The 20976-nt window shown below is 62.0% G+C and carries 34 protein-coding genes; all 34 read left to right on the plus strand.

Going from position 1 to position 20976, the window contains the following annotated elements; genetic code table 11:
• The first annotated feature begins 57 nt into the window (after positions 1 to 57).
• The 34 genes from IVB12_RS15660 to IVB12_RS15820 all read left to right on the plus strand — a co-directional run bounded on the left by IVB12_RS15660 (position 58) and on the right by IVB12_RS15820 (position 20971).
• A complete protein-coding gene (locus IVB12_RS15660) occupies positions 58 to 564 on the plus strand; it encodes an NUMOD4 domain-containing protein (protein ID WP_247300329.1) in 507 nt (168 codons plus the stop codon).
• Positions 561 to 1571, plus strand: coding sequence for a 5'-3' exonuclease H3TH domain-containing protein (locus IVB12_RS15665; RefSeq protein ID WP_247300331.1), 1011 nt, complete (start codon positions 561 to 563; stop codon positions 1569 to 1571). Before IVB12_RS15660 ends, IVB12_RS15665 begins: the two co-directional genes overlap by 4 nt.
• 177 nt (positions 1572 to 1748) lie before the next feature.
• Entirely contained in the window at positions 1749 to 2384 is a 636-nt protein-coding gene (locus IVB12_RS15670) for a hypothetical protein (protein ID WP_247300333.1), read from the plus strand.
• Positions 2385 to 2393: 9 nt separating this feature from the next.
• Positions 2394 to 3509 carry a DNA recombination/repair protein RecA gene (locus IVB12_RS15675; protein ID WP_247300334.1) on the plus strand — a complete coding sequence of 372 codons (1116 nt, stop codon included), beginning with the start codon at positions 2394 to 2396 and terminating at the stop codon, positions 3507 to 3509.
• On the plus strand, positions 3509 to 3748 hold the full coding sequence (locus tag IVB12_RS15680) for a hypothetical protein (protein WP_247300335.1): 240 nt from the start codon (positions 3509 to 3511) through the stop codon (positions 3746 to 3748). The genes IVB12_RS15675 and IVB12_RS15680 overlap by 1 nt, the downstream gene beginning before the upstream one ends.
• 67 nt (positions 3749 to 3815) lie before the next feature.
• Entirely contained in the window at positions 3816 to 4277 is a 462-nt protein-coding gene (locus IVB12_RS15685) for a hypothetical protein (RefSeq protein ID WP_247300336.1), read from the plus strand.
• Complete coding sequence (locus IVB12_RS15690) at positions 4261 to 4635, plus strand: hypothetical protein (protein WP_247300337.1); 375 nt, start codon at positions 4261 to 4263, stop codon at positions 4633 to 4635. Before IVB12_RS15685 ends, IVB12_RS15690 begins: the two co-directional genes overlap by 17 nt.
• Entirely contained in the window at positions 4635 to 5075 is a 441-nt protein-coding gene (locus tag IVB12_RS15695; RefSeq protein ID WP_247300338.1) for a hypothetical protein, read from the plus strand. Before IVB12_RS15690 ends, IVB12_RS15695 begins: the two co-directional genes overlap by 1 nt.
• 75 nt (positions 5076 to 5150) lie before the next feature.
• Positions 5151 to 5522, plus strand: coding sequence for a hypothetical protein (locus IVB12_RS15700; protein WP_247300339.1), 372 nt, complete (start codon positions 5151 to 5153; stop codon positions 5520 to 5522).
• The gene (locus IVB12_RS15705; protein ID WP_247300340.1) at positions 5519 to 5749 is read left to right on the plus strand and encodes a hypothetical protein; all 231 of its coding nucleotides are present in this window, start codon (positions 5519 to 5521) and stop codon (positions 5747 to 5749) included. Before IVB12_RS15700 ends, IVB12_RS15705 begins: the two co-directional genes overlap by 4 nt.
• Before the next feature lie 107 nt (positions 5750 to 5856).
• A complete protein-coding gene (locus IVB12_RS15710) occupies positions 5857 to 6957 on the plus strand; it encodes a metallophosphoesterase (RefSeq protein ID WP_247300341.1) in 1101 nt (366 codons plus the stop codon).
• A complete protein-coding gene (locus IVB12_RS15715; protein ID WP_247300342.1) occupies positions 6954 to 7100 on the plus strand; it encodes a hypothetical protein in 147 nt (48 codons plus the stop codon). Before IVB12_RS15710 ends, IVB12_RS15715 begins: the two co-directional genes overlap by 4 nt.
• Positions 7097 to 7366: a hypothetical protein gene (locus tag IVB12_RS15720; protein ID WP_247300344.1), complete on the plus strand. Its 270-nt coding sequence runs from the start codon at positions 7097 to 7099 to the stop codon at positions 7364 to 7366. Before IVB12_RS15715 ends, IVB12_RS15720 begins: the two co-directional genes overlap by 4 nt.
• A gap of 11 nt (positions 7367 to 7377) precedes the next feature.
• Positions 7378 to 7500: a hypothetical protein gene (locus tag IVB12_RS38175; RefSeq protein ID WP_256467113.1), complete on the plus strand. Its 123-nt coding sequence runs from the start codon at positions 7378 to 7380 to the stop codon at positions 7498 to 7500.
• A gap of 30 nt (positions 7501 to 7530) precedes the next feature.
• The gene (locus tag IVB12_RS15725; protein ID WP_247300346.1) at positions 7531 to 8418 is read left to right on the plus strand and encodes a TAXI family TRAP transporter solute-binding subunit; all 888 of its coding nucleotides are present in this window, start codon (positions 7531 to 7533) and stop codon (positions 8416 to 8418) included.
• A gap of 112 nt (positions 8419 to 8530) precedes the next feature.
• Positions 8531 to 8905: a hypothetical protein gene (locus IVB12_RS15730; protein ID WP_247300347.1), complete on the plus strand. Its 375-nt coding sequence runs from the start codon at positions 8531 to 8533 to the stop codon at positions 8903 to 8905.
• Positions 8902 to 9171, plus strand: coding sequence for a hypothetical protein (locus IVB12_RS15735; RefSeq protein ID WP_247300349.1), 270 nt, complete (start codon positions 8902 to 8904; stop codon positions 9169 to 9171). The genes IVB12_RS15730 and IVB12_RS15735 overlap by 4 nt, the downstream gene beginning before the upstream one ends.
• Positions 9168 to 9341: a hypothetical protein gene (locus IVB12_RS15740; RefSeq protein WP_247300351.1), complete on the plus strand. Its 174-nt coding sequence runs from the start codon at positions 9168 to 9170 to the stop codon at positions 9339 to 9341. The genes IVB12_RS15735 and IVB12_RS15740 overlap by 4 nt, the downstream gene beginning before the upstream one ends.
• Positions 9341 to 9568, plus strand: coding sequence for a hypothetical protein (locus tag IVB12_RS15745; protein ID WP_247300353.1), 228 nt, complete (start codon positions 9341 to 9343; stop codon positions 9566 to 9568). Before IVB12_RS15740 ends, IVB12_RS15745 begins: the two co-directional genes overlap by 1 nt.
• Before the next feature lies 1 nt (position 9569).
• A complete protein-coding gene (locus IVB12_RS15750) occupies positions 9570 to 9806 on the plus strand; it encodes a hypothetical protein (protein ID WP_247300355.1) in 237 nt (78 codons plus the stop codon).
• 1 nt (position 9807) lies between these two features.
• Positions 9808 to 11223 carry an RtcB family protein gene (locus tag IVB12_RS15755; RefSeq protein WP_247300357.1) on the plus strand — a complete coding sequence of 472 codons (1416 nt, stop codon included), beginning with the start codon at positions 9808 to 9810 and terminating at the stop codon, positions 11221 to 11223.
• Positions 11224 to 11281: 58 nt separating this feature from the next.
• Positions 11282 to 11485: a hypothetical protein gene (locus tag IVB12_RS15760; protein ID WP_247300359.1), complete on the plus strand. Its 204-nt coding sequence runs from the start codon at positions 11282 to 11284 to the stop codon at positions 11483 to 11485.
• Positions 11482 to 13422, plus strand: coding sequence for an AAA family ATPase (locus IVB12_RS15765; protein ID WP_247300361.1), 1941 nt, complete (start codon positions 11482 to 11484; stop codon positions 13420 to 13422). The genes IVB12_RS15760 and IVB12_RS15765 overlap by 4 nt, the downstream gene beginning before the upstream one ends.
• Positions 13419 to 14594 carry a hypothetical protein gene (locus IVB12_RS15770; RefSeq protein ID WP_247300364.1) on the plus strand — a complete coding sequence of 392 codons (1176 nt, stop codon included), beginning with the start codon at positions 13419 to 13421 and terminating at the stop codon, positions 14592 to 14594. Before IVB12_RS15765 ends, IVB12_RS15770 begins: the two co-directional genes overlap by 4 nt.
• A gap of 56 nt (positions 14595 to 14650) precedes the next feature.
• Positions 14651 to 15166 (plus strand): hypothetical protein, encoded by a 516-nt coding sequence (locus IVB12_RS15775; protein WP_247300365.1) that lies wholly within the window; start codon positions 14651 to 14653, stop codon positions 15164 to 15166.
• A gap of 20 nt (positions 15167 to 15186) precedes the next feature.
• Complete coding sequence (locus tag IVB12_RS15780; RefSeq protein ID WP_247300368.1) at positions 15187 to 15756, plus strand: hypothetical protein; 570 nt, start codon at positions 15187 to 15189, stop codon at positions 15754 to 15756.
• 97 nt (positions 15757 to 15853) lie between these two features.
• Entirely contained in the window at positions 15854 to 18406 is a 2553-nt protein-coding gene (locus IVB12_RS15785; protein WP_247300369.1) for a ribonucleoside-diphosphate reductase, read from the plus strand.
• A 132-nt stretch (positions 18407 to 18538) separates the two neighbouring features.
• Positions 18539 to 18820, plus strand: coding sequence for a hypothetical protein (locus tag IVB12_RS15790; RefSeq protein ID WP_247300371.1), 282 nt, complete (start codon positions 18539 to 18541; stop codon positions 18818 to 18820).
• Positions 18817 to 19077, plus strand: coding sequence for a hypothetical protein (locus IVB12_RS15795; protein WP_247300373.1), 261 nt, complete (start codon positions 18817 to 18819; stop codon positions 19075 to 19077). Before IVB12_RS15790 ends, IVB12_RS15795 begins: the two co-directional genes overlap by 4 nt.
• A complete protein-coding gene (locus IVB12_RS15800; protein ID WP_247300375.1) occupies positions 19074 to 19283 on the plus strand; it encodes a hypothetical protein in 210 nt (69 codons plus the stop codon). Before IVB12_RS15795 ends, IVB12_RS15800 begins: the two co-directional genes overlap by 4 nt.
• A 54-nt stretch (positions 19284 to 19337) precedes the next feature.
• Positions 19338 to 19580, plus strand: coding sequence for a hypothetical protein (locus tag IVB12_RS15805; protein WP_247300379.1), 243 nt, complete (start codon positions 19338 to 19340; stop codon positions 19578 to 19580).
• Position 19581: 1 nt separating this feature from the next.
• Positions 19582 to 20094 (plus strand): dUTP diphosphatase, encoded by a 513-nt coding sequence (gene dut / locus IVB12_RS15810; protein ID WP_247300380.1) that lies wholly within the window; start codon positions 19582 to 19584, stop codon positions 20092 to 20094.
• Positions 20094 to 20363, plus strand: coding sequence for a hypothetical protein (locus tag IVB12_RS15815; RefSeq protein ID WP_247300382.1), 270 nt, complete (start codon positions 20094 to 20096; stop codon positions 20361 to 20363). Before dut ends, IVB12_RS15815 begins: the two co-directional genes overlap by 1 nt.
• A gap of 74 nt (positions 20364 to 20437) precedes the next feature.
• Complete coding sequence (locus IVB12_RS15820; protein WP_247300384.1) at positions 20438 to 20971, plus strand: hypothetical protein; 534 nt, start codon at positions 20438 to 20440, stop codon at positions 20969 to 20971.
• Positions 20972 to 20976: the final 5 nt, after the last annotated feature.

Below are 20976 nucleotides of genomic sequence, written 5' to 3' on the forward strand. Positions count from 1 at the left end.
ATGTGCTGTGCCCCCCGATGCGTCACCAGGGCGCCCTTTTGCTCGCAGGAGACAGTTGTGACTGAACGTTGGCTTCCCATTCCCGGCTTTGTCGGCATCTACGAGGTCTCTGATCTCGGTCGGGTGCGCGCAGTCGAGCGCATTGATGGCGGAGGCCGGAAGCGGGGCGGAATTCTCAAGCCTTATCTGAGCAAGAAGGGTTATCACCGCGTCGGTTTGCGCGACCGAAAGCACTACAGCGTTCACCAGCTCGTGCTGCGCGCATTTCGCGGACCACCAGGCCCAAATGAAGAGGGTTGTCACGACAACGGTATTCGCACCGACAATCGGCTCGATAACCTCTACTGGGGCACGCCGACCCAAAACAATCGTGACCGAAAGCGTCATGGAACGATGCCTGTCGGAGAAACGCATCCGCAGGCCAAGGTCGACGAGGATACGGTCCGGAAGATCAAAGCCCGTCTAAAGACGGAGCCGCGCTCCGTCGATGTTGCTCTCGAATTCGGGACAACAAAATGGATTATCGATGCGATCCGCTCGGGGCGGACCTGGAGGCATGTGTGAAGCGCGGTTTGCTACTGATCGACGGCTCGAACATCGCTCACGCGGCCAATAATGGCGGTGCGTTGAGAGTGGGTGATCTGCCGACTCAAGCCATCTTCGGCATGTTGAGAACGCTCCGGCCGATGATGGCGATCTACACCATGCTCGAGCCTGTTATTTTATGGGACGGCGCGTCCTGGCGCCACATGGCCTTCGAAGAATACAAGGCGAACCGCAACAAGGTTGCGACGAAGCCCCACGAGCTCAAGGCCGAACAGCTCCGCAAGGAGTTCAAAAAGCAGCTGCCCTACATCAAGCAGGCGATCAAGCTCCTCGGCATCAAGCAGATGGAGGCCCTCAATTACGAGGCCGACGACCTCGCCGGCATGATCACCGAGCGCCTGCAAAAGACGGGCAAGCGCGGCGTGCTGATCTCCGGCGACAAGGACTGGGTGCAGCTGATCTCATCCAACGTCGCCTGGATCGACCCGGTGCGCGACTATCGGCTCACGCTCAAGACGTTGCCCGACAAGCTCGGCTGGGACCCGAACAAGAAGGATATGACCGTCGTCAAGGACGGCAAACAGATCGAGGGATGGGTTGGCGTTCCCTCGCCGCGTGCCTGGTTGGAGATGAAGTGCCTGATGGGCGACACCTCGGACAATATCCCCGGTGTCGGCAAGATCGGGCCCAAAGGGGCGATCGACTTCGTTCATGCGTATGGGTCGTTCGCCTCCTTCATCAACCAGTGCGCGGACAAATCGATCGACACCGCGAAGCTGCCCAAGGCGCTGCGCGACTTCTCGGAGAGCGACGAGAAGCAGGAGATTTTCCGGCGCAACATGCGCCTGATGGATCTGCGCACCACGGAGCGGCCGGCGGTGATCGCGCTCAAGTCCGAACAGGAGCCCCTCGATCCGATCGCGTTCGAGACCTTCTGCAAGGACATGCTGTTCAATTCCATCACCAGCGACCTGGACGGCTGGCTCCAGCCGTTCATGCCGAAACAGGAGCTTATGGCCGCATGACAACGCCAGAACAGCGAGAGAGTGAGCCGGAGTCCGCCTTCATCACAGTTTGCGCGCCGCGCCAGCAGGATGAGGAACTTCAAGTGGTCTCGATTTGCATGGAGGCAATGAGACGACTTCCGGAAAGTGCGCGCCGCCGCGTGCTTAACTACCTTCGAAACCGCATTGAGGACTGACGTGCCCAAGCTCCCAGCCGACCAGCAAACCGCGATACTCGAGACCTATGTCGGCAAGATCGACAAGGCGATGCAGGCGCTCGTGCGCGACAGCAAGAAGATGGCCGACGTGCTCGACCCCGAGGCCCAGACCAAGCTCGCGGCTTATCTGCACGCCCGCGTCAACGACATGATCACCGATCTCGGCAAGGCCAAGCGCTCGGTGTTCTCGCTTGCGGCGCCGCCGATCCCCAGCGAGATCGTCCTTCCGGGCGGTGGCTTGCCGCCGGCCCTGACCATTCAGGCCGAGAAGATCATCCACGGCTCGCTGACCGGCACCTTGGACAACCCGCCGACGCCGTCAGTCCCACAGCCCCAGAATGACGAGGACGACGAGCTCGCGGCGATCGCAGCCCTCGACGACGAGCCGGCTCCGCCCCCGCCGCCGAAGGTCGCGCCGCTGTATGAAGTTGCTCCAGAGCCCAAAGACCCAACCAAACCCCCGCCGAAGTGGCGCAAGCCCAACGGCCGCCTGGTCGGCACGAAAGAGCCGGTCTGGATCGAGACCGAGCCGCCGCGCGCCGCCGGCGACGAAGTGACCGAAAAACCTGACGCCACCGGCTTCATCAAGGACGCCGGTTTCCTGGAAGCCGAATAGGAGTGAATAATGGCATCCGCTGCTGACATCGCAAAATCCCTCGAGAAGCTGATCGGAGGCAACGACGAGTCCGCCACCGTCACGCAGTTCCTCGATACCGGCTATCCGCCGTTCAACTACGCCCTCTCGAACAAGTGGGACGGCGGCTTCCCCGTCGGCCGCATCATCGAGCTGGCTGGCCCGCCCTCCGCCGGCAAGACCGCGATCGCGACCTATGCAATGGCGTCGGCCCAGAAGCAGGGCGGCATCGCGATGTTCATGGATCACGAGCATTCCTTCGACGAGAAGCAGGGTCGTGGCCTGGGCCTCGACACCACGAAGGGTCGCTGGATCTACAAGAAGCCGCGCACCTTTGAGGAATCGCTCTCGATGGTGGTCCTCGTGGCCAAGCACGTCCGCGAGAACAAGCTGATCCCCAAGGACGCCCCGCTCTGCGCCGTGTTCGACAGTCTCGCGTCCCAGGTGCCGTCGTCGGTGCTGCTCGATGCCAAAACCGGCAAGGAGAAGGAGCTCGGCAAGAAGTCGATGCACGACAACACCGCGCTGGCTCGTGCCACGTCCGCTTCGATGCCCGCCTTCAACCTCTACGCCGAGGAGCTCGGCATCTGCGTGATCTTCCTGAACCAGATCCGCATGAAGCTGGGCGTGATGTATGGCGATCCCCGCACCACCCCTGGCGGCGAAGCTCCGAAGTTCTATGCCTCGCAGCGCATCATGCTGGGCGCGGCCGCGAAGATCACCAAGTCCAAGGAGGACAAGGAGGTTCTCGGTATGCAGATTAGCGCCGGCGTGATCAAGAACAAGGTCGCCCGCCCGTTCCGCAAAGCCGAGTGGCGCTTCATGTTCCAGCCCGACGGGTCCGGTCGCTTCGATGTGGAGCGTTCGCTGATCGATTGGCTGATCGGCGAGAAGATCCTCACCGTCGGCGCTGGCAATCGGGCTTCGTTCGTCGATTGGCAGGGCAAGTCGATCCACAAGGAGACGCTCGCCCGAGAGATCGAGAAGAACAAGCAGTTCGGCGAGCTCCTGAAGCTGCTGCCGGCCGCTTATGAGCCTCCGGCACTGAGCGCGGCTGAAATGCCGGGCGAGGACGAAGAGGGTAAGCCCGAGGACATCGCCGCCTGATGCCGCTGTTTCTGGTCAGGGTCAAACGCTGGACGAGGGTCGTTCAATACGGCGACTTCTCGATCGAGGCTGCCGACCCTGACCAGGCCAAAACGCTGGCTAAGGCGGCGATCGCCGAGGGCACCCCGATCGTTTGGGAAGACCTTGACATGAAGAACCGCCAGCCGGGCGTCACGCGACTAGAGGAGATCGAGGAGCTTGCAGCAGGAACAGAGGACATCAGGGAAGGCTTCGGCTGAGCCCTTCACAAAGCGGCCCGAAGCACCTAAGCGGATAGGTTTTCGCGAAGTTGCAAAGGGCGAGCTCATGAAGGTGCTGTCGATTTGGAATCCGTATGCCTTGCTTCTGGTTCACGGGTTCAAGATGAACGAGACCAGGCCCTACCCCTGCCCGGCCTCGATCGTCGGCACGCGGCTCTACATCGCCTCGACCAAGGTCATCACGCCGACGCAGCGCACGCTGTTCGCCGACGAGAAATTCCAGTCCTACTACCGAGAGACGGGTCTGCCCGAGAAGCTCGAGGACATGCCGAATGGCTTCCTGGTCGGCTCGGTCCTGATCCACTCGTCAGACCCCTATGACGAGGAGATCGACGATCTGACCGAAGAGGAGATCCTCTACGGCGACTACGGCCCAAAGCGCCACGTCTGGCGCACCCGCGACCCTGAATTGCTTGACGAGCCCGTGCCGGTGCGAGGCCAGCAGGGCATTTGGAACCTCAATGCCGCGACCGTCCTCCCTTTCCGTCCTGTTGAACAAAAACGGTAGGCGCACCTTCGGCGCCTACTACACCAACGCGGACGGCACCACTTTCTACATGGCCTATCGGAACAGCTCCAAGCGATTCCAGGGCATCTTCCTTCAGGGCGAGCCCGACATCTCCACGGCGATCCGTAAGGGCAAGGCTTGCTGGGCGATCGACGAGGCGGACCTGATCAATTGCCGGGCGCGCGGCATCAAGTTCGTCGGCGTGCTTGATCGCGGAACCGGCGACCGCTACCTGACCACGATCGACAAGTGGTTCTCGGACTCGGCAGTCTACAATTACGCCAGCCGCGGCGGTTCCCTACAGCGTTATCTGCCGCTCCAGTATTTCCGGCGCCAGGTGGGCAAATCGAAGGTCTAATGAAGAAAGAGCCTACATTTTGGGGATCGATGATCGTTCGGCAGCGGATGCCGGGCCAGCGCAAGATGGGGCTCTATCTTGTCGGACTGTTCGTCGAGGCACACGGGCTCAAGGGCGCAAAGGTCGGATTCGATTACCGTCTTCCGGAACGTCTGCAACTGAGGCTGATCGAATTCATCCTCGATCCTGCAAACATGGCCAAGGGGCGCGAGTTCATCGCGCGCGAGGAAAAGGCGAAATTTCAGCGCTACGGTAAGCGTAAGAAGGCTCTCCTGGAGCAGGATAAGTATTGGCTTATCAAATACTTCCCGCCGAAAAGCAACAAGGATCGGACCCATCGCTATCCGACCAAGGAACTGGCGGATGAGGCTGCGAAGCGGATTCGCGCCCTAGGCGGCGCGATCATCTCCCGGAAGGTCGTAAGATCCAAGAGCTCCTAGCGAGATTCCGCGCGCAATCCAGTTTTCGCTCGCTATAGTATAAGTCAGCACTGACAAGCGAGCGAGAACAGCGAAATGCACCTCCGAGACCTGCAAAAGCACGCCGTCGAGACCGGCAAGATCGTCTTCGGCGAGCGCAATCAGGACGATCAGCGCGAGCGTGCCCTTCGGTTCTTCGAAGAGGCCTGCGAGCTCGTCCGCGCGGCCCGCCTGCCCTACGGCGACGCCTGTGCGCTTCTGGCTCACGAATACCGCGATCGCAAGGTCGGCGAGCTCCCGCAGGAGGTCGCAGGCGTCCAGGTCACGCTGCTCGCCCTGGCCCAAGCCAACAAGGTCGACACTGAGGAGGCGACGCTCAAGGAGCTCGCCCGCGTCCTCGAGAAGCGCGACGAGTGCCGCGCCAAGCACGACGCAAAGACCTTCACGGCGATGAAGGTGTCGGCATGAGCTATCCCGATCCGGACGAAAGCGACGACACGCCGCACCTGGATGCGATTGCGATGGGATTTGGCGTTCTGTGCCTGATCGCCTTCGTTCCGCAACTTCCCGGCTGGGTCTTCTTCCTCGCAGCCTTTGTGTTTGCCTGTTGGGTGCTGGGCTGGGCGGTGAAATTCATTTGGCGATTTGTGAGGTGGATCTGGGACCTCGCGGGCCGCCTGGAGGTCGAACCTTGATCAAAAAGGGCCGCGGCACCTGGCGCCGCGCCTTCACTGAGTCCGCAGCCCTCTGGGGCATCGGGCTCGCGCTGTTCCTGACCATCAAGCTGATATTGGGGTTCTAAATGGCCAAGTGGCCCTATCTCATCGTGTCCGACATTCACGCTCATGCCTGGAGCGCCTTTTCGACGCGGCTGCCAAACGGCATGAACTCGCGGCTAAAGATCACGCTGGACGAGATCGACCGGGCCGTGAACGAGCTGGTCGGTGAAGGCGGCGACACCGCCTATTGTGCGGGCGATCTGCTGCACACCCGCGGTTCGATGGATCCGGAGGTGTTCAATCCGCTGCACAAGTGCATCGCCGACAATGCGGCAGACATCAATTGGCGCATCATCCCCGGCAATCACGATCTGAAGGACCGCGACACGACGGAGCTCGGCAACGCGATCCAGACGCTCGGCGCGATCGAGAACGTCCAGATCGTCACCAACCGCACCGGCATGTTGTTTCCGGACCACGGCGTCCTGATGATCCCCTGGCACGGCTCCAAAGACGCGCTACGGGCGACGATCAAGGAGCTCCACGACGCCCACGGAGGGCCCGCAGCCGGCCCTGCGGCGATGGGTTCTCTCGACCTGATCATTCACGTCGGCATCGACGGCGTGCTCGCCGGCGTCCCGGATCACGGTCTGAGCGCGGAAGAGGTCGCCTCCTGGGGCTTCAAGCGCGTATTCGCCGGCGACTACCACAATCACAAGGAGATGGAGGGTGGCAAGGTCTATTCGATCGGCGCCACAAGTCATCAGCAGTGGGGCGACATCGACACCAAGGCCGGCTTCCTGCTCGTCTACGAGGATCGGGTCGAATACCGCGCATCCCATGCGCCGTCGTTCGTCGAGATCACCGCTGACGATTCCGAAGAGGACATTCCGAGCATCGTTGACGGCAATTATGTCCGCGTGCGCGGCATGAAGCTGACCGATGCCGAAATCAACAAGTTCCGCGCTGAGCTCGTGGAGATGGGCGCCAAGGGCGTCACGTTCCAGGTCACGCGCGAGACCGTCTCCGCGCGCGGCTCGACGTCTGTGTCCAAGGGCACGACGCTCGACCAGTCGGTCGACAGCTTCATCGACCAGAAGAAGGACATCGATCTCGATCTCCTGCCGCTGGTCAAAGCGAGCGCAGCCCAAATCCTCACCGATGTCAGGAGTGTCCAGTCGTGAAGCTGCAATATGCCATCGAGTTCGAAGTCGACCATTCCGACGAAGAGTGGCCGACCGCGGATCAGATCCGCAAGGCCCTCGAGGAGAAGCTTCGGCTTGGCGATCTGGAGCTCGAGCAGGAGATTCATGAGGTGCTGGAATGAAGCCGAGTGCAGCTACCCAGGCGGCCTACAACGCCGTCGACCAGTTCATCAAGGACGACATCGTCGAAGCGGCGAATTGGGCGCGCACGACGCTGACCAATCACGAAGGCGCTGGTCATCATATCGTGGTGACCGGAACGAAGGATGGCCTCGTCGTCTGCTCGTTCGCGAAGCCTCAATGGGCCGGCGACCATAGCGGTCCGGCAATGGAAGAAGGAGCCGAGGCCATCGTCATGGCTGTCTGCTCATATCTCAACGGCCAATAACAGGAGCAGCCATGATCATCGCAGTCCTCGCCAACAACATCCTGCCCGCGCTGGGCACGATCTACCTCTGCACCATCGTCTTCAAGGCGGCCAAGGGTCGGAAGCAGTATCCGATCCACCGCTGGTTTTTCTAACCACCCCACCCACCACCACAAGGAGACCCTATGTTTCGTAAGTCCTACCTGATGATCGCCGCGCTCGCGCTCGGCGCCATGACCGTGTCGGCGCAAGCCGACGTGACCAAGTTCCGTCTCTGCACCGGCAACGCCAAGCTGAACTATTACGCCGCCGGTCAGCACCTGAAGAAGCGCGCGCCCGCCGTCGAGGTCATCGAGACCAAGGGTTCGCTCGACAACCTGGACAAGATCACTGCCGGCGAGTGCGACGGCGGCTTCGTCCAGAACGACGCCCTGTTCGTCTACGCCAGCAAGAACGCCCAGTCGATCTCGGCGCTCCAGCGCGCCGGCGTGCTCTACCAGGAGCAGGCGAACCTGATCTGCAACCGCAAGGCCTTCACCGCCTCGCGCATGGTCGACCTGAACGACACCTACACGGTGGCGATCGGGCCCGAAGGCTCCGGCGCCAATATCACCTGGGCATCGTTCGTCAAGGCTGACCCGAAGCGTTACGGCAAGGTCCGCACTGACCCCAGTTCGGGCAATCTGATGCTCAGCCAGATCTCCGATGGCACCGAGGTCCAGTGCGGCCTGATCATGACCGCCCTCAATGCGTCCTTCCTCAAGAACGAGGCGCAGAAATATGGCGATCGGATTGTCTTGGTCGGCACCGACGACCGCGACATGGCGAACGGCGCCAAGGATGCTCGCAAGCAGCCGATCTACACGTATGGCGAGATCCCGGCCGACACCTATCCGAAGATCCAGCCCTCCGGGACGGTCTACGGCACGAAGTCCGTGAACACCATCCAGGTCGATGCCGTGTTCGTGGCCAATCGCGACTGGATCGCTGCGCACCCCAACGAGTTCGACAAGGTGCTCGACGGCTTTGCCAACGCCAAGCCGGACATCGCCAAGCTCGTCCAGCCCAAGTAACGGCTCGACACAGCGGGCGCCCTTCGGGGCGCTCGTTTCCCTCTCTGCTGCCGCCCGCAATCCGAAAGCGTCTGCGCTACGTTCTTTTCAGCGCAACAACAGAGCACGAAACATGCAGCTTTTCACCGTCAAGATGATCGCGAAGCGGATCGTCTCCTTTTTCGACGCCAGCGGCGCCAAGACCGGCGAGCGCGTCGAGGAGATCCCGCAGGTCTATCGCGATCTGCCGCACCCGACGGCGCTCGGCTACAAAGCGAATTTCCCCGACAACAAGGTCGAGATCGAGGCCCAGCATGGCGAGTATGCCGGCGAGGGCCGCAAGGGCAGCTCGTATGAGCGCCGCGAGCGCGTCAATGTGCCGGCCGATTTCAAGCACACTCGTCGCGCCGTGCGCGAGAAGATCCAAGAGAAGATCGCGGCCGATGATCTGACCGCAGCCCAGACCGGCGACATGAGCGCGGCCATCAACGCGGAGATGAAGTCATGAGCAACGTCATTGCCTTTAAGCCGCGCCAGAGAATGGAATACGAGACTGCGGCGTTCATCCAGAAGCTCCGACCGGTGTCGTGCGACGGACTGCTGACGCAGAAACAGGTCATCGACGCCTTCTTCGCCGACATCATCGCGGAAGGATACCGGTTCGTGCCTGGTCAGATAGAGCAGGCGCGCGAGTATTTCCGCACGGAACTCTTGCCGGGAGTGGCCCGCACGCTCGAAGAAAGCGGCCTTTTCGTAGAGGACCTCACGACATGAAATTCAAAATCGGCGATTGGGTGCGCTCAGTGCCCGTCAACTACAAGGGCTCGTTCAACGGGCAGATCGTGGACACGATCAATGGCGACTACGTCGTTCGCGACGCCGAAAAGCGCCGCTGGCTGCGCAGCGCCGACGAACTGAGGCTGCTGGAGAAGGAGACCGTCTGATGCCGATGTTTAAGGTTTGCGTTCAGCAATACGTCGAGGAGACGGCGGTCGTCGAGATCGAGGCCGGGACGGCAGAAAAGGCGCGCCAGGTAGCCGAGCGCATGCTCCGCGATGGCCTGATCGAAGATTGGCAGGACGGCGACGATGTTCTGCAAGACGGCAATCTCGGCTATGGCGGCGTCTATGCCGTCAAGGACGAAGGCGACGTCGTCGTGTGGGAGCGCTGACATGCCGAAGTTCACGATCGAGCGGACTTACGACGTGCCCTACTACCGGCACACGACCTATGAGGCTGACACCCTCGAGCAGGCGCTCAAGATGGACGCCGAGAACCAGAACTGGGAGGGCTCGAAAGCCGACTGGGATAGCTCCAGTGACGAGCGCGTCACCGGCGCCTGGGAGAGCGACGAGGCCTATAGCGGCGAAGACCTGACGGCGATCGCGATCGAAAAGACGGGAGAATAGGATGATTACGGGGCACAAGCTAATCGAGTGGGGTTTCAAGCCGGGACCGTGGTTCAAGGCGGCACTGGCTGAAGCGAATCGCCTCGACGATCTCGGCGTTCACCACAGCCTGATCATGACCCAGCTCCAGGCCTTTGAGCCGCCGCCCGTGGTGACAATCCCGCGCCGCGCCAAGGGCGAGCACCTGCCGTTCCACGTCAACATCGAGGCGGAGAACGAGGGCGACTACCAGAACATCCAATCGGTGCTCGACCATATGTCGGAGCTCATGCGCGTGCCGACCATCAAGGCCGGCGCCGTAATGCCCGACGCCTGCCCTGCCGGCTCTGCGCCAGGCACGATTCCCGTCGGCGGCGTCGTCGCGTGCGAGAATGCCATCCATCCGGGCTTCCACTCGGCCGATATCTGCTGCTCGATGGCGATCACCGTCCTGGGCAAGGTCGATCCGAAGATCGTCCTCGATGCGGCTCAGAAGGTCACGCATTTCGGCCCAGGCGGTCGCTTCGACGTCGGCTACGACCTCTCGCGTCTCGCGCCGCTCGAGCCAGAGGTCAGCGGCAATCCGTTCCTCAACAACGAGCTGATGGGAAAGTCGATGGAGCGCCACTTCGGCACCCAGGGCGACGGCAACCATTTTTTCTACGTCGGGACGCTCAAATCGACCGGCGAGACGGCGATCGTCACCCACCACGGGTCCCGCAAGCCCGGCGCGCTGCTTTACAAGGCGGGCATGCGCGCGGCCGAGGCGTCGACCAAGAAGATCGCGCCGGCAGTGCCGAAGCATCAGTCCTGGATCGTGGCGGACAGCCAGGAAGGCCAGGACTACTGGCGCGCGCTCCAGACGCTGCGGAAGTGGACGAAGATGAACCATTTCCTGCTGCACGACTGGGTCGGCGCAATCGTGGGCTTCTATGGCAAGGATCGCTTCTGGAACGAGCACAATTTCGTCTTCCAGCGCACCGACGGGCTATTCTACCACGCCAAGGGCGCAACGCCGGCCTATGCCGACTTCGCGGCTGACTACAGCGGGCTGACGCTGATCCCGATGAACATGGGCGAGCCGATCCTGATCGCCAGCGGGCTCAATGCGCCGCACGGGCTCGGCTTCGCGCCCCACGGCGCCGGCCGCAATTTCAGCCGCACCCAGCACAAGGCCCAGGTCGACGCGAAGATCGCCGCCGGCGCAACGCACCAAGAGGCCACCGGCCTGCCGCCCGAGCTCGACGTGCGCTGGTTCTCCGGCGTGCCGGATGTCAGCGAAATGCCATACGGCTACAAATCTGCCAGCTCAGTCCGTCGTCAGATCGCTACATACAATCTGACGCGCATTGTCGACGAGGTGCTGCCCTACGGCTGTGTGATGGCCGGAGAGTTCGACTGGCGCGAGGCAGGCAAGAAGCTGGGGGATCTGGCATGAGCGACCCGAAGAAGATCCAGGAGGCTCTCGCCGCGATCGAGGGCCTGACATTCGCGGCGTGCGCTGCTTTCATCAGCGCGCCAGCGAGCGCGATAAGCAGATTGCCGCCCTGATGGGTTCGAGCGACGAGCTGGAAAACGACTGGGCCATCTTGAGCGAAGCGGAGGAGTGCAATGGGGCATGGGTGCTCGCATGGTCCTGGGTCCCGTTTGAGGGAACACCGCTCGACAAGAACACCGAGGAAGACGAGGACGAGGAATGAAATTCGGCACTCTGACTATCGACAACTTCATGGCGATCGGCGAGGCAAAGGTCAATCTCGCTGACCGCGGCCTGGTCCTGATCCAGGGCATCAACGACTACGAGAGCAGCGCCGACTCCAACGGCGCCGGCAAATCCTCGATCGCCGACGCGCTGTCCTGGGTGCTCTACGGCACCACCGCGCGCGGCGAGAGCGGCGACGATATCGTCAACAACGAGACCGGCAAGAACTGTCGGGTTATGGTCGACGTCACGGAGGGCGACGACGTCTACCGCGTGACGCGCTATCGCAAGCACCACAAGGGTAAGAACCGCCTCGAGGTGTTGAAACTCGACCCGTCCGGCACGATCACCGAGCTCACCAAAGGCACCGACAAGCTGACCCAGTCCGTGGTCGAGCAGATCATCGGCTGTTCCCATGAGGTGTTTTGTGGCGCCGTCTATGCGGGCCAGGAGCGCATGCCCGACCTGCCGGGCATGACCGACAAGCAACTCAAGATGCTGATCGAGGAAGCCTCCGGCGCGACCGTGCTCGAGGCCTGCTACACCGAAGCCAATACGAAGGTCCGCGCGGCCGAGCAGGCGCTCAAGGACGCGACCGCGGCCGTCCAGGTGGCCGATCGCCAGCACCGCGACGCCGTCGAGATGGTGACGGTCTACAAGGGCAACGAGACCGACTGGAACGACGACCGCAAGAAGTCGATCCTCGAGATTGGCGCCGTCGCGAAGACCAAGAAGACGGAGGTTGAGGAGCGCATCGCCGAGCTCGCCGGCATGGGCGATGCGGTCATTATCCGAAATCGCATCGAGGCGCTCGACAAGCAGATTGCAGCCGTCAGCGCCGAGCAGGCCCAGGACCGCACCAATACCAATTCGCTCCAGATCGCCACCCGGAAGGCGGACGCGGCCAAAATCGCATTCGACCACGCCAAGAAGGCACTGGAGCGAGCCCGGAAGGACTATGCCGATCTGGATCACCAGGTCGGGTGCCCCTGCTCGACTTGTGATAGACCGTTCACCGCAGAGGACATCGAGCCCGCCAAAAAGCTCGCCAACGACAAAGTGGCCGACGCGATGCGCGACGTCGCGCTTGCGAAGAAAGACATGGAAGATGCTGCGCAAGCGCATAAGAGCGCACTAGAGACGCGGGACGCATATCGCGCGAGCATGACAGATGTCAGCAAAGCGAGTGCAGCGCGCGCTGCAAATCAGACCAAGCTCGATCAGATCCGCAATGCCGAGCGGGAGCTGGAGCGCGTCAAGGCTGACCTGAACCGCCTGATCGCGCAGATCAAGGAGAAGAAGGACGAGACCAACCCCTGGACCGGCGAGATCGCCAAGAGCGAGAAATTGGTCCTCGACCGCAACAATCAACTGGTCGAAGCGATGCGAAAGGAGACCGAGGCGCAAGTTGCGCACAAGGTCGCCAAGCACGTCGCCGACGTCTACTCGCCGACCGGCGTGCGGGCCTTCCTGCTGGACGACGTCACCCCGTTCCTCAACGACCAGACGGCGAAGTATCTGGGCACCCTGTCGGATGGCAACATCTCGGCGACCTGGACGACCCTGGTCAAGAACGCGAAAGGCGAGCTCCGCGAGAAGTTCTCCATCGAGGTGGAAAACAAGAACGGCGGCAAGAAATTCGGCCTCGTATCCGGTGGCGAGAAGCGCAAGGTGCGGGTTGCCTGCGCCCTCGCCCTGCAAGACCTGGTCGCCCGCCGCGCCACCAAGCCCATCGAGCTATTCGTCGGCGACGAGATCGACGACGCGCTGGACGCCTCCGGCCAGGAGCGCCTGATCCAGATCCTTGAAGAGAAGGCCCGCGAACGCGGATCAGTGTTCATCATCAGCCACGCGGATCTCAAGGACTGGATCCGCAATCAGATCACCGTCCGGCGCACCGGACCCCGTTCGACCATTGAGGAGACAACGGCATGAGCGATAATCATTCTTCCGCTGGAGGCGCTGTAGCCGCCGACCTGATCGAAGACCTGAAATGGGTTCGCCAGCGCGTGCGCAATTGTCGAGGCGCGATCGAAAGCAACCAGGTCGAGGATAAGGACGTTCGCGGCAGCCTATTGCGGATCACGGACCGGCTCGACGACATCATTGCTCGGCTTGGCATGCCCGGTCCTGCCCAACAACCGAGCATGCGGGAAGCGCTCCGCCGGTTGGAGGAGGCTAACGAGCAATTGGCTGCGAAAAGGACTGACGAACAATATCAGTCGATGATCAACGCAGGCCAGGAGCCTGAATTGGATGCGCTTGATGAGGCTCGCCGCAACGCGCGCTCCATCCTCGCCGCCCAGCCGCCGGCCGCTCCGGTCGAGACGGGATACAACCTCGCGACCGGCGAGCGGGACAACGAAGAGACTGATCCAGCTTACTTTCGCTCATCTGCCGGCAGCGTGCCACCCGAGCGCCGATTTTTGATCGACGCCCTAGATGCGCTAGAGGCGATCGATAGCGAGATAGTCCTGACGGGTCACATGAAAGAGCTGGTGGACTGTGCCCTCGCTGCACGCAATGCCGATTTCACGGCCGCGCCGCAACCATCTGCAGGAACCGTGCAATGGCCCGAGCCGAAGGTTACGAACCCGGATATCGCAAACCCGACATCCGTTCCGTATCTAAATTGCCTGATCCATCGCATTCTCGATGCGCAGCAAGATATCAACTTCGCAGCCAATGAGGAAATGAACCAATCGCTCTGCGATGCAGCGGCTCTGTTCGACGAAGTCGAGACTGCTCTACGTCGCGCGGCCGGCATCGCCAGTGGACCGCAGGGAGCGAGGAAGTGGCAAATCGGGATTGCTTCAGCCACATCTTCCAACGTGAACTGGCAGCAGGATTGGGTGACGGCGACCACGGAAACCGAAGCGGCAGAGCTTGCAGGTAGCAAGGGTTATTACCGCAATGTTCGTGTTCGCATGGCACCGCAGACAGCGCCCACGTCCCTCGACCTGACCGAAGGTCAGAAGCACACGCTGGAGCGGATCAGGCTCGCGAAGGCAGCCGGGATCAAGCTGGATCGTTTCTGGCTGGATTTCGAGGAAAAGCTTCTCGTGGGTCAGGCACTCTCGCGCCCACACCAAGGAGACCCGAAATAGCGCGCAAACCATTTCACACGCGCTATAATGTAAGTTAGAACTGACAAAGTGAACCGATGGCCCGAACCGCAAGCCTCATCCGCAAACCCGAGGAAGTCCTGATCGACACGCTCAAGAAGGCCATCACCGATGGCGTTCTGAAGGAGCTCGTCAACGAGGTGAAGGCGCCCTGCAAGATGCAGGCACGTCGCGCCAATGGCGAATATCGCACTGCGACGGTCACCGGCGGCGAGGAGTTCATGTTCTCGGGCGCCCGGATGCACAAGACCGGCACCAAGATCATTTTCGAGTTCAAGCCGGTCGATCCCAGCGGCGACTTCGATCAATACGAGCTGGACGACACCAAGATCTTCGCCGCCTTCCCGGAGACCGAGAGCCTGGTCGTGCGCGCGCTCGGCTTCGACGATATCGACACCGACGACAACTGCGTTCCCTTCGCCGCGATCAAGGGCACCTTCTTGCGACAGGTTGAGGAGCTCGAAGAGGCGCGCGCCTTGGAAGAGGAGAAGGCCGAGAAGGCTGAAGCTGCCGGGCACTACGACGAGCATCCTTTGTATGGAGTATGGGGGTAACTATGAAACTGGAAGTTGGCATGCTAGACCCCTCTTTCACGCATTTCGGCGTGGTCCGTGCGCTCCTGGACCTCGGATCCCTCACGTTCGAGCCGCTGGTGATGCAGACGATCGTCACCGAGCCGGCGAAGAAGGCTGATCGCAAGGTCGTTCGCAAGAACTCGACCGATCTGGGTCGCTGCAAGACGATCCTGAAGGGCTACATCCCGGTCATTCAGGGCTGCCGTGTCGTGTTTGCCGAGATTCCCACCGGCGCTCAGTCGGCGCGCGCCGCCTTCTCGTTCGGCGTGGCGACCATGGCTGTTGCGGCCTGCCCCGTGCCGGTGATTCAGGTGCAGCCCACCGAGACCAAGATGGCGACGGTTGGCACCAAGACCGCCTCGAAGGAAGAGATGATCGAGTGGGCGGTTGCGACCTATCCCAACGCCCCTTGGCTCCGTGAGGAGCGCAAGGGTAAGAACCACGGCCGCATCTTGAACTCCAACGAGCACATGGCTGACGCGCTCGCCGTCGGTCATGCCGGCGTCCTCACCGACCAGTTCCAGCAGTTGCTGCCTCTGATGCGGCAAGCGCTGATGAAGGCTGCGTAGTCAAGTCCGAGAAAAATATATTCCGGATTGGCCAGTCAGTCCTGACTTACCTAGAATAGTTAACCCACCCATCAGAAACGAAAAGGATTCCCCATCAATGGGCGTCACCACTCCCGCGCGCGACTACTTCCCCGGCATGGGCCAGGCCGTCGCAGACCGCACCGTGAACCGCAAGATCGTCCGGCCGTTCGATCAGCCGCAGATGATCCCCTTCCTAATCCCGCGCGACGACAGCTCCTCGCTGGACGATCTGATGGCGGCGCATGCCAAGAGCCAGGGCTATGATGTTGGCGCGACCGGCATCGACTACCATGTCGAGCACGGCGACGACGTGGCAGTTTCGGGCTTTTTCTGGGCTTATGGGCGAAAAGAAGTCGAGAGATGGGCAGATGTGGCGGCGCGCGTTGCGCACGGCAATGCTCTGCTCGATCCGCGTCCGGCCAGTGTCGTGATCCGCGACCAAGGCATGATGTCTCGCCTTCAGGCCGATGAATTCGACCGTATGCACCATCATTTGCGCCAGGCCTCGCTCCTGATGTCCGGCCGCCACCTCCAGCACGGCGACGAGACGCAGCCAACCCGCAACATCGAGGTCTATACAAATTGCGCCACGGCCGCCTCGACCTTCCTGCTGTTCTACCTGCTGCTCAACGGCTCCGGCGTCGGCCGGGCCTATGACGACGCTATGATCAAGGCCGACCTCAACAAGATGCCCATCGTGGTCTGCACGATCGGCTGGAGCCACAAGGATGTCGAGAAGGGCATCATCACCGGCTACCCGCAGCGCCGCGACGTCGAGCACCTCTATGCCGGCCGCAAGATCAACGTGTTCGACGTGCCCGACAGCCGCGAGGGCTGGGCCAAGGCCATCGAGATCATCGAACGCATGGCGTTCGAGGAACGGCGTGACGAAGTCCTGATCCTGGATTTCACGGGCGTTCGCGAGAAGAACGCGCCGATCAAGGGCATGCAGGGTCGCCCCGCTTCCGGCCCCGGTCCGCTGATGGCCGCGATCATGCAGATCGCCAAGCTCCGCGACGCCGGCATGGCGCCCTGGCGCGCGGCTCTGTTCGCCGACCACTATGCGGCCGAGTGCGTGCTCGTCGGCGGCGCGCGCCGCGCGGCCCGCATGGCGACGAAGCACTGGAAGGACCCGACCGTCCTCGACTTCATCCAGGTCAAGCGCGGCGGCTTCCTCTGGAGCTCGAACAATTCGGTCACGGTCGACCAGGAGTTTCGTGAGGCCGTCAAGAAGGTGGAGCGGGAGCTCAACGGTTACACGGTCAATTTCCGCGGCTTCAAGGACTGGCAGCAGAAGGTCGAGCACCTCGTCCGGCCGTGCCGCTTGATCTCGGCCGACGAAGCGCACGCCTACAAGGTCATGATGGCGCTCGCGGAGGCCGCCTACCATGACGGCACTGGTGAGCCCGGCCTGATCAACCAGGACCGCCTGACCGCGAACTACGAGGGCCTGGACGGCTACCTGGACGGTCTCTACGCCGAGAGCGCCAAGTTCAAGCTCGACGCCGAGACCCTGCCGCTGATGCGCGACCTGGCGAAGGCTGCGATCGAGAGCGGGCACGCCTTCATCACCAACCCCTGCGGCGAGATCGTGCTTTTCCAGCTCGGCGGGTATTGCGTCATCGCCGACGTGGTGCCGTTCCATGCCGGCTATTCGTTCCAGACAAACCGCGACAGCGGCCTGAACGGATTGTTCTGGGATGATGACGCCGAGGATGCCTTCCGCACCGCGACGCGCGCCCTGATCCGCACGAACCTGATGGACAGCCTCTACAAGCGCGAGGTGGCGCGGACCAACCGCATCGGCGTCGGCATCACGGGCTTCCACGAATGGGCATATGCCCGCTTCAAGTTCACCTGGCACGACCTGGTGGACGAGGAGAAGTCGCAGGATCTGTGGCTGACGATGTCGCGCTTCAAGCGCGCCATTGTCGACGAGGCGGAGAAATACTCCAAGGAGCTCGGCGTCGTGACGCCCCACACCAACACGACGTTCAAGCCGGCTGGCACGACCTCGAAGCTGTTCGGCCTCACGGAGGGCGCCCACCTGCCCTCGATGCGCGAGTTCATCCGCTGGGTGCAATTCCGCAACGACGACCCGCTGGTCGCCGAATACGAGGAGAAGGGCTTTCCGATCAAGCGGCTGAAGCAATACGAGGGGACGACGGTCGTCGGCTTCCCGACCAAGCCCGCAATCTGCGAGCTGGACGGCGGCGACTGGGTCGTCACCGCGGCCGAGGCCACGCCGGAGGAGCAGTATCAGTTCCTGCGGCTCTTGGAGAAATACTGGCTGACGGGTGTCGAGGAGGACGGTGTCACGCCGCTCGCCGAGACCGGCAATCAGATCTCCTACACGCTCAAATATGACCCGAAGAAGGTCTCGTTTGAGCGGTTCCTGGAGACGCTGATCGAGGGCCAGTTCTCGATCCGCGCATGCTCGGTGATGCCGCAGACCGACACCACGGCCTACGAGTATCAGCCCGAGCAGCCGGTGACCAAGGCCGAGTTCGAGCACATCGCCGCTGCCATCCAGGCCGACGACGTCAAAGAGGACATCGGCTTCGAGCATGTGGACTGCTCGACGGGTGCCTGCCCCGTCGACTTCAATACTGCCGACAAGGCCGCTTAAGTTCCACGCGCAATCCAATCTGCGCTCGCTATAGTGTAATCATTGCACAGTCAGCATTGACTTACACGCGAGCGTAAGATAGGAGGCAGTCATGTGAACGGAAGGCGTTAAACCTCCCAACCTGGCCCGCTCATGCCCGAGCGGGCCATTTTCTCGCACAGCACAGAGGAACCTATGGAACGCCGCATCGACCTATCGAAAATCGACTTCAAAGGCGATCCGCTCAAGCAGATCGCCGGGCTGATCCAGAAGCTCTCCTACCGCGATATGCAGGCCCTCTCCACCGCGATCGCCGAGCGGCTGAAAAGCACGCCAGCTGACGCCGCCGAAGCGCTGCTCGTGATCTCCGAGAACGCGCTGAAGCCATCGCAGACCATCACCAATCACACGACCGGCGAGACCTATCGCCGATGACCTCGCCCTCCCGTATCCGCCGCGACGGTCGCAATGCCTTTTATCGCGGCGGCAACCCTGCTGATCACAATCCCTACACCGCCGGCGGCTTTCAATCCCTCAAAGCGACGGATTGGCTCGCCGGCTGGGAACAGGCCAAGCGCGAAGACGACGACCGGATCGCGGCAGAGATCAGGGCGGATCAGGAAGACTTCGACAAGGTCGTGGAATTCGCCCGCCTCTACAATCTCGCCAAGGAACAAGGGCTGATATCGTGATCCGACCCGAGAAGCAGGGCAGCCGCAAGCACATGACGCCCCTGGAGAAGGGCCTGGCGATCTGCGCCAGGCGCAGCGGCATGCCATGGGACCACATCGCTGAGGCTCTGAAGCGGGACGAAAAGACCATCAAGCGTGCCTTTCGCCAGCATCCCGAGCTCCTGCGCAACGCCCAGACGATCCGGAAAAGCACAATTTCAGCGTGAGCCTGTTCGCTAGCGCTATATCGTAAGTCAGCAATGACTTATTCATGGGAAAAGATGCAGAATCCAGTCCAGGCCGCGGTGCGCGAAGTGCCGATTTTGACCTTCGACTTCACTACTCCGCCGGACGGGCTGGAGGCGGGCTTCTACTACCACATTCCGATGCCCGACGAGGACAAGGTCGCAACGGCCGAAATTCCCCTCGCCGGTCCCTATGAGACGCGGCAGCTGGCGCTCGATGCCGCCCGCGACTTCATCCGCGACTGCCTGACAGACATGAACACAGGAGAGGAAGAGTAACGTGCAGGTCAATTTTCGCCGTCTGAGCAGCACGGCCAAGCTGCCCACCTACGCCACGCCCGGCGCCGCCGGCATGGATCTCTATGCCGACCAGGATGCCTGGATCGAACCCGGCCAGAGCCGCCTGATCGTGACCAATGTGGCGATCGAGCTGCCGATCGGGCTCGAGGCGCAGGTTCGCCCGCGCTCCGGCCTGGCGCTCAAGAACCGGATAACCGTGCTCAATTCGCCGGGCACGATCGATTCCGATTACCGCGGCGGCATCGGCGTGATCCTGCACAACGCAGGCCACGGTCTGATGGCTGGCTTCAAGGTCAAGCCGGGCGATCGCATCGCCCAGCTCGTCATCGCCCGCTACGAGATCGTCGAGGCGATCGAGGTCGGCGAGCTTTCCGGAACGGCGCGCGGCGCCGGCGGATTCGGCTCGACCGGCGTCAGCGCCGCCCCTCACAACAGCTTCGCAGCGGATGCTCAGCACGAGCCCTACAAGCCGCTGGTCGAGGGGTCAATCTGATGCCGTTCACCCACGAGGACTATGAACGGCAGTTCGGCCCAGGTTGGCCCGACTTCTACACCACGCCGGCCGACTGGTCGAAGTGCAAGAACCTCAACCTCGAGGGCGCAACGCCCTGCTGGCATCCGCACTGTGATTGCCAGCCCACCCAGGAGAAATCGACGGCCTTCGACTTCGACAAGTTCCTGAAGATATTGGCGCTGTGGATTGGCGGTGGCGTTCTTCTCGTCACGACGCTCATCTGCGCTCACTTCTTGGGGGTATTCTGATGGCCTTCGGGTTTGCAGGTGCACATAGAACCGGGAAGACCACCCTCGCCAAGCTGGCCGCGGAAGACCTTAAGATGACCTTCCACGACGCTTCGGTGTCCAAGATCATGCGCGAAGCCGGCATCAATGCCGTCGGCGACGTGCCGCTCGAGGCCCGCGTCGAGGCGCAGGAATTCCTGCTCAAGCGATACCTGAAGGATCTCCAGTGGGCCCCTCGCCCGCTGATCACCGACCGCACGCCGCTCGACATGATCGGCTACATGCTCGGCGAGATCACCATGCACAACACCGACGCGGTGCTGGGTCGGCGCATCCAGAACTACGTCGAGGAGTGCCTGGGCGCGACGATGATCCATTTCGACACGATCATCGTGGTGCGGCCGCTCACGACCTATGTCGAGGATCCGGACAAGCCGCCGATGAACCGCGCCTACCAGTCCTTGGTGCAGTTCATCATCGAGGGCTCGGCGAACCTCTGTGAAGAGGCGATCTTCGTCAACCACATCGACATTCAGGAGCTCGCCGAGCGCCGTCGGATCTCCAACGAGATCTTGACCGAGCGGATGTCCGAGCTCGCGCAGGCGTCACAGGCCGCTCTGCGCCACTGAGCTGC

The organism is Bradyrhizobium sp. 179, assembly GCF_023073535.1.
GTDB lineage: Bacteria > Pseudomonadota > Alphaproteobacteria > Rhizobiales > Xanthobacteraceae > Bradyrhizobium.

Excerpts from the sequence above, each read along its gene's own strand:
- IVB12_RS15675 (WP_247300334.1), top strand. The coding sequence starts at position 2,394 with ATGGCATCCGCTGCTGACATCGCAAAATCCCTCGAGAAGCTGATCGGA.
- IVB12_RS15820 (WP_247300384.1), top strand. The coding sequence starts at position 20,438 with ATGACCTTCCACGACGCTTCGGTGTCCAAGATCATGCGCGAAGCCGGC.
- IVB12_RS15700 (WP_247300339.1), top strand. The coding sequence starts at position 5,151 with ATGCACCTCCGAGACCTGCAAAAGCACGCCGTCGAGACCGGCAAGATC.
- IVB12_RS15720 (WP_247300344.1), top strand. The coding sequence starts at position 7,097 with ATGAAGCCGAGTGCAGCTACCCAGGCGGCCTACAACGCCGTCGACCAG.
- IVB12_RS15765 (WP_247300361.1), top strand. The coding sequence starts at position 11,482 with ATGAAATTCGGCACTCTGACTATCGACAACTTCATGGCGATCGGCGAG.
- IVB12_RS15775 (WP_247300365.1), top strand. The coding sequence starts at position 14,651 with ATGGCCCGAACCGCAAGCCTCATCCGCAAACCCGAGGAAGTCCTGATC.
- IVB12_RS15755 (WP_247300357.1), top strand. The coding sequence starts at position 9,808 with ATGATTACGGGGCACAAGCTAATCGAGTGGGGTTTCAAGCCGGGACCG.
- IVB12_RS15790 (WP_247300371.1), top strand. The coding sequence starts at position 18,539 with ATGCCCGAGCGGGCCATTTTCTCGCACAGCACAGAGGAACCTATGGAA.
- IVB12_RS15770 (WP_247300364.1), top strand. The coding sequence starts at position 13,419 with ATGAGCGATAATCATTCTTCCGCTGGAGGCGCTGTAGCCGCCGACCTG.
- IVB12_RS15780 (WP_247300368.1), top strand. The coding sequence starts at position 15,187 with ATGCTAGACCCCTCTTTCACGCATTTCGGCGTGGTCCGTGCGCTCCTG.
- IVB12_RS15740 (WP_247300351.1), top strand. The coding sequence starts at position 9,168 with ATGAAATTCAAAATCGGCGATTGGGTGCGCTCAGTGCCCGTCAACTAC.
- IVB12_RS15680 (WP_247300335.1), top strand. The coding sequence starts at position 3,509 with ATGCCGCTGTTTCTGGTCAGGGTCAAACGCTGGACGAGGGTCGTTCAA.
- IVB12_RS15805 (WP_247300379.1), top strand. The coding sequence starts at position 19,338 with ATGCAGAATCCAGTCCAGGCCGCGGTGCGCGAAGTGCCGATTTTGACC.
- IVB12_RS15735 (WP_247300349.1), top strand. The coding sequence starts at position 8,902 with ATGAGCAACGTCATTGCCTTTAAGCCGCGCCAGAGAATGGAATACGAG.
- IVB12_RS15695 (WP_247300338.1), top strand. The coding sequence starts at position 4,635 with ATGAAGAAAGAGCCTACATTTTGGGGATCGATGATCGTTCGGCAGCGG.
- IVB12_RS38175 (WP_256467113.1), top strand. The coding sequence starts at position 7,378 with ATGATCATCGCAGTCCTCGCCAACAACATCCTGCCCGCGCTGGGCACG.
- IVB12_RS15710 (WP_247300341.1), top strand. The coding sequence starts at position 5,857 with ATGGCCAAGTGGCCCTATCTCATCGTGTCCGACATTCACGCTCATGCC.
- IVB12_RS15750 (WP_247300355.1), top strand. The coding sequence starts at position 9,570 with ATGCCGAAGTTCACGATCGAGCGGACTTACGACGTGCCCTACTACCGG.
- IVB12_RS15785 (WP_247300369.1), top strand. The coding sequence starts at position 15,854 with ATGGGCGTCACCACTCCCGCGCGCGACTACTTCCCCGGCATGGGCCAG.
- IVB12_RS15730 (WP_247300347.1), top strand. The coding sequence starts at position 8,531 with ATGCAGCTTTTCACCGTCAAGATGATCGCGAAGCGGATCGTCTCCTTT.
- IVB12_RS15705 (WP_247300340.1), top strand. The coding sequence starts at position 5,519 with ATGAGCTATCCCGATCCGGACGAAAGCGACGACACGCCGCACCTGGAT.
- IVB12_RS15815 (WP_247300382.1), top strand. The coding sequence starts at position 20,094 with ATGCCGTTCACCCACGAGGACTATGAACGGCAGTTCGGCCCAGGTTGG.
- IVB12_RS15725 (WP_247300346.1), top strand. The coding sequence starts at position 7,531 with ATGTTTCGTAAGTCCTACCTGATGATCGCCGCGCTCGCGCTCGGCGCC.
- IVB12_RS15795 (WP_247300373.1), top strand. The coding sequence starts at position 18,817 with ATGACCTCGCCCTCCCGTATCCGCCGCGACGGTCGCAATGCCTTTTAT.
- IVB12_RS15745 (WP_247300353.1), top strand. The coding sequence starts at position 9,341 with ATGCCGATGTTTAAGGTTTGCGTTCAGCAATACGTCGAGGAGACGGCG.
- IVB12_RS15685 (WP_247300336.1), top strand. The coding sequence starts at position 3,816 with ATGAAGGTGCTGTCGATTTGGAATCCGTATGCCTTGCTTCTGGTTCAC.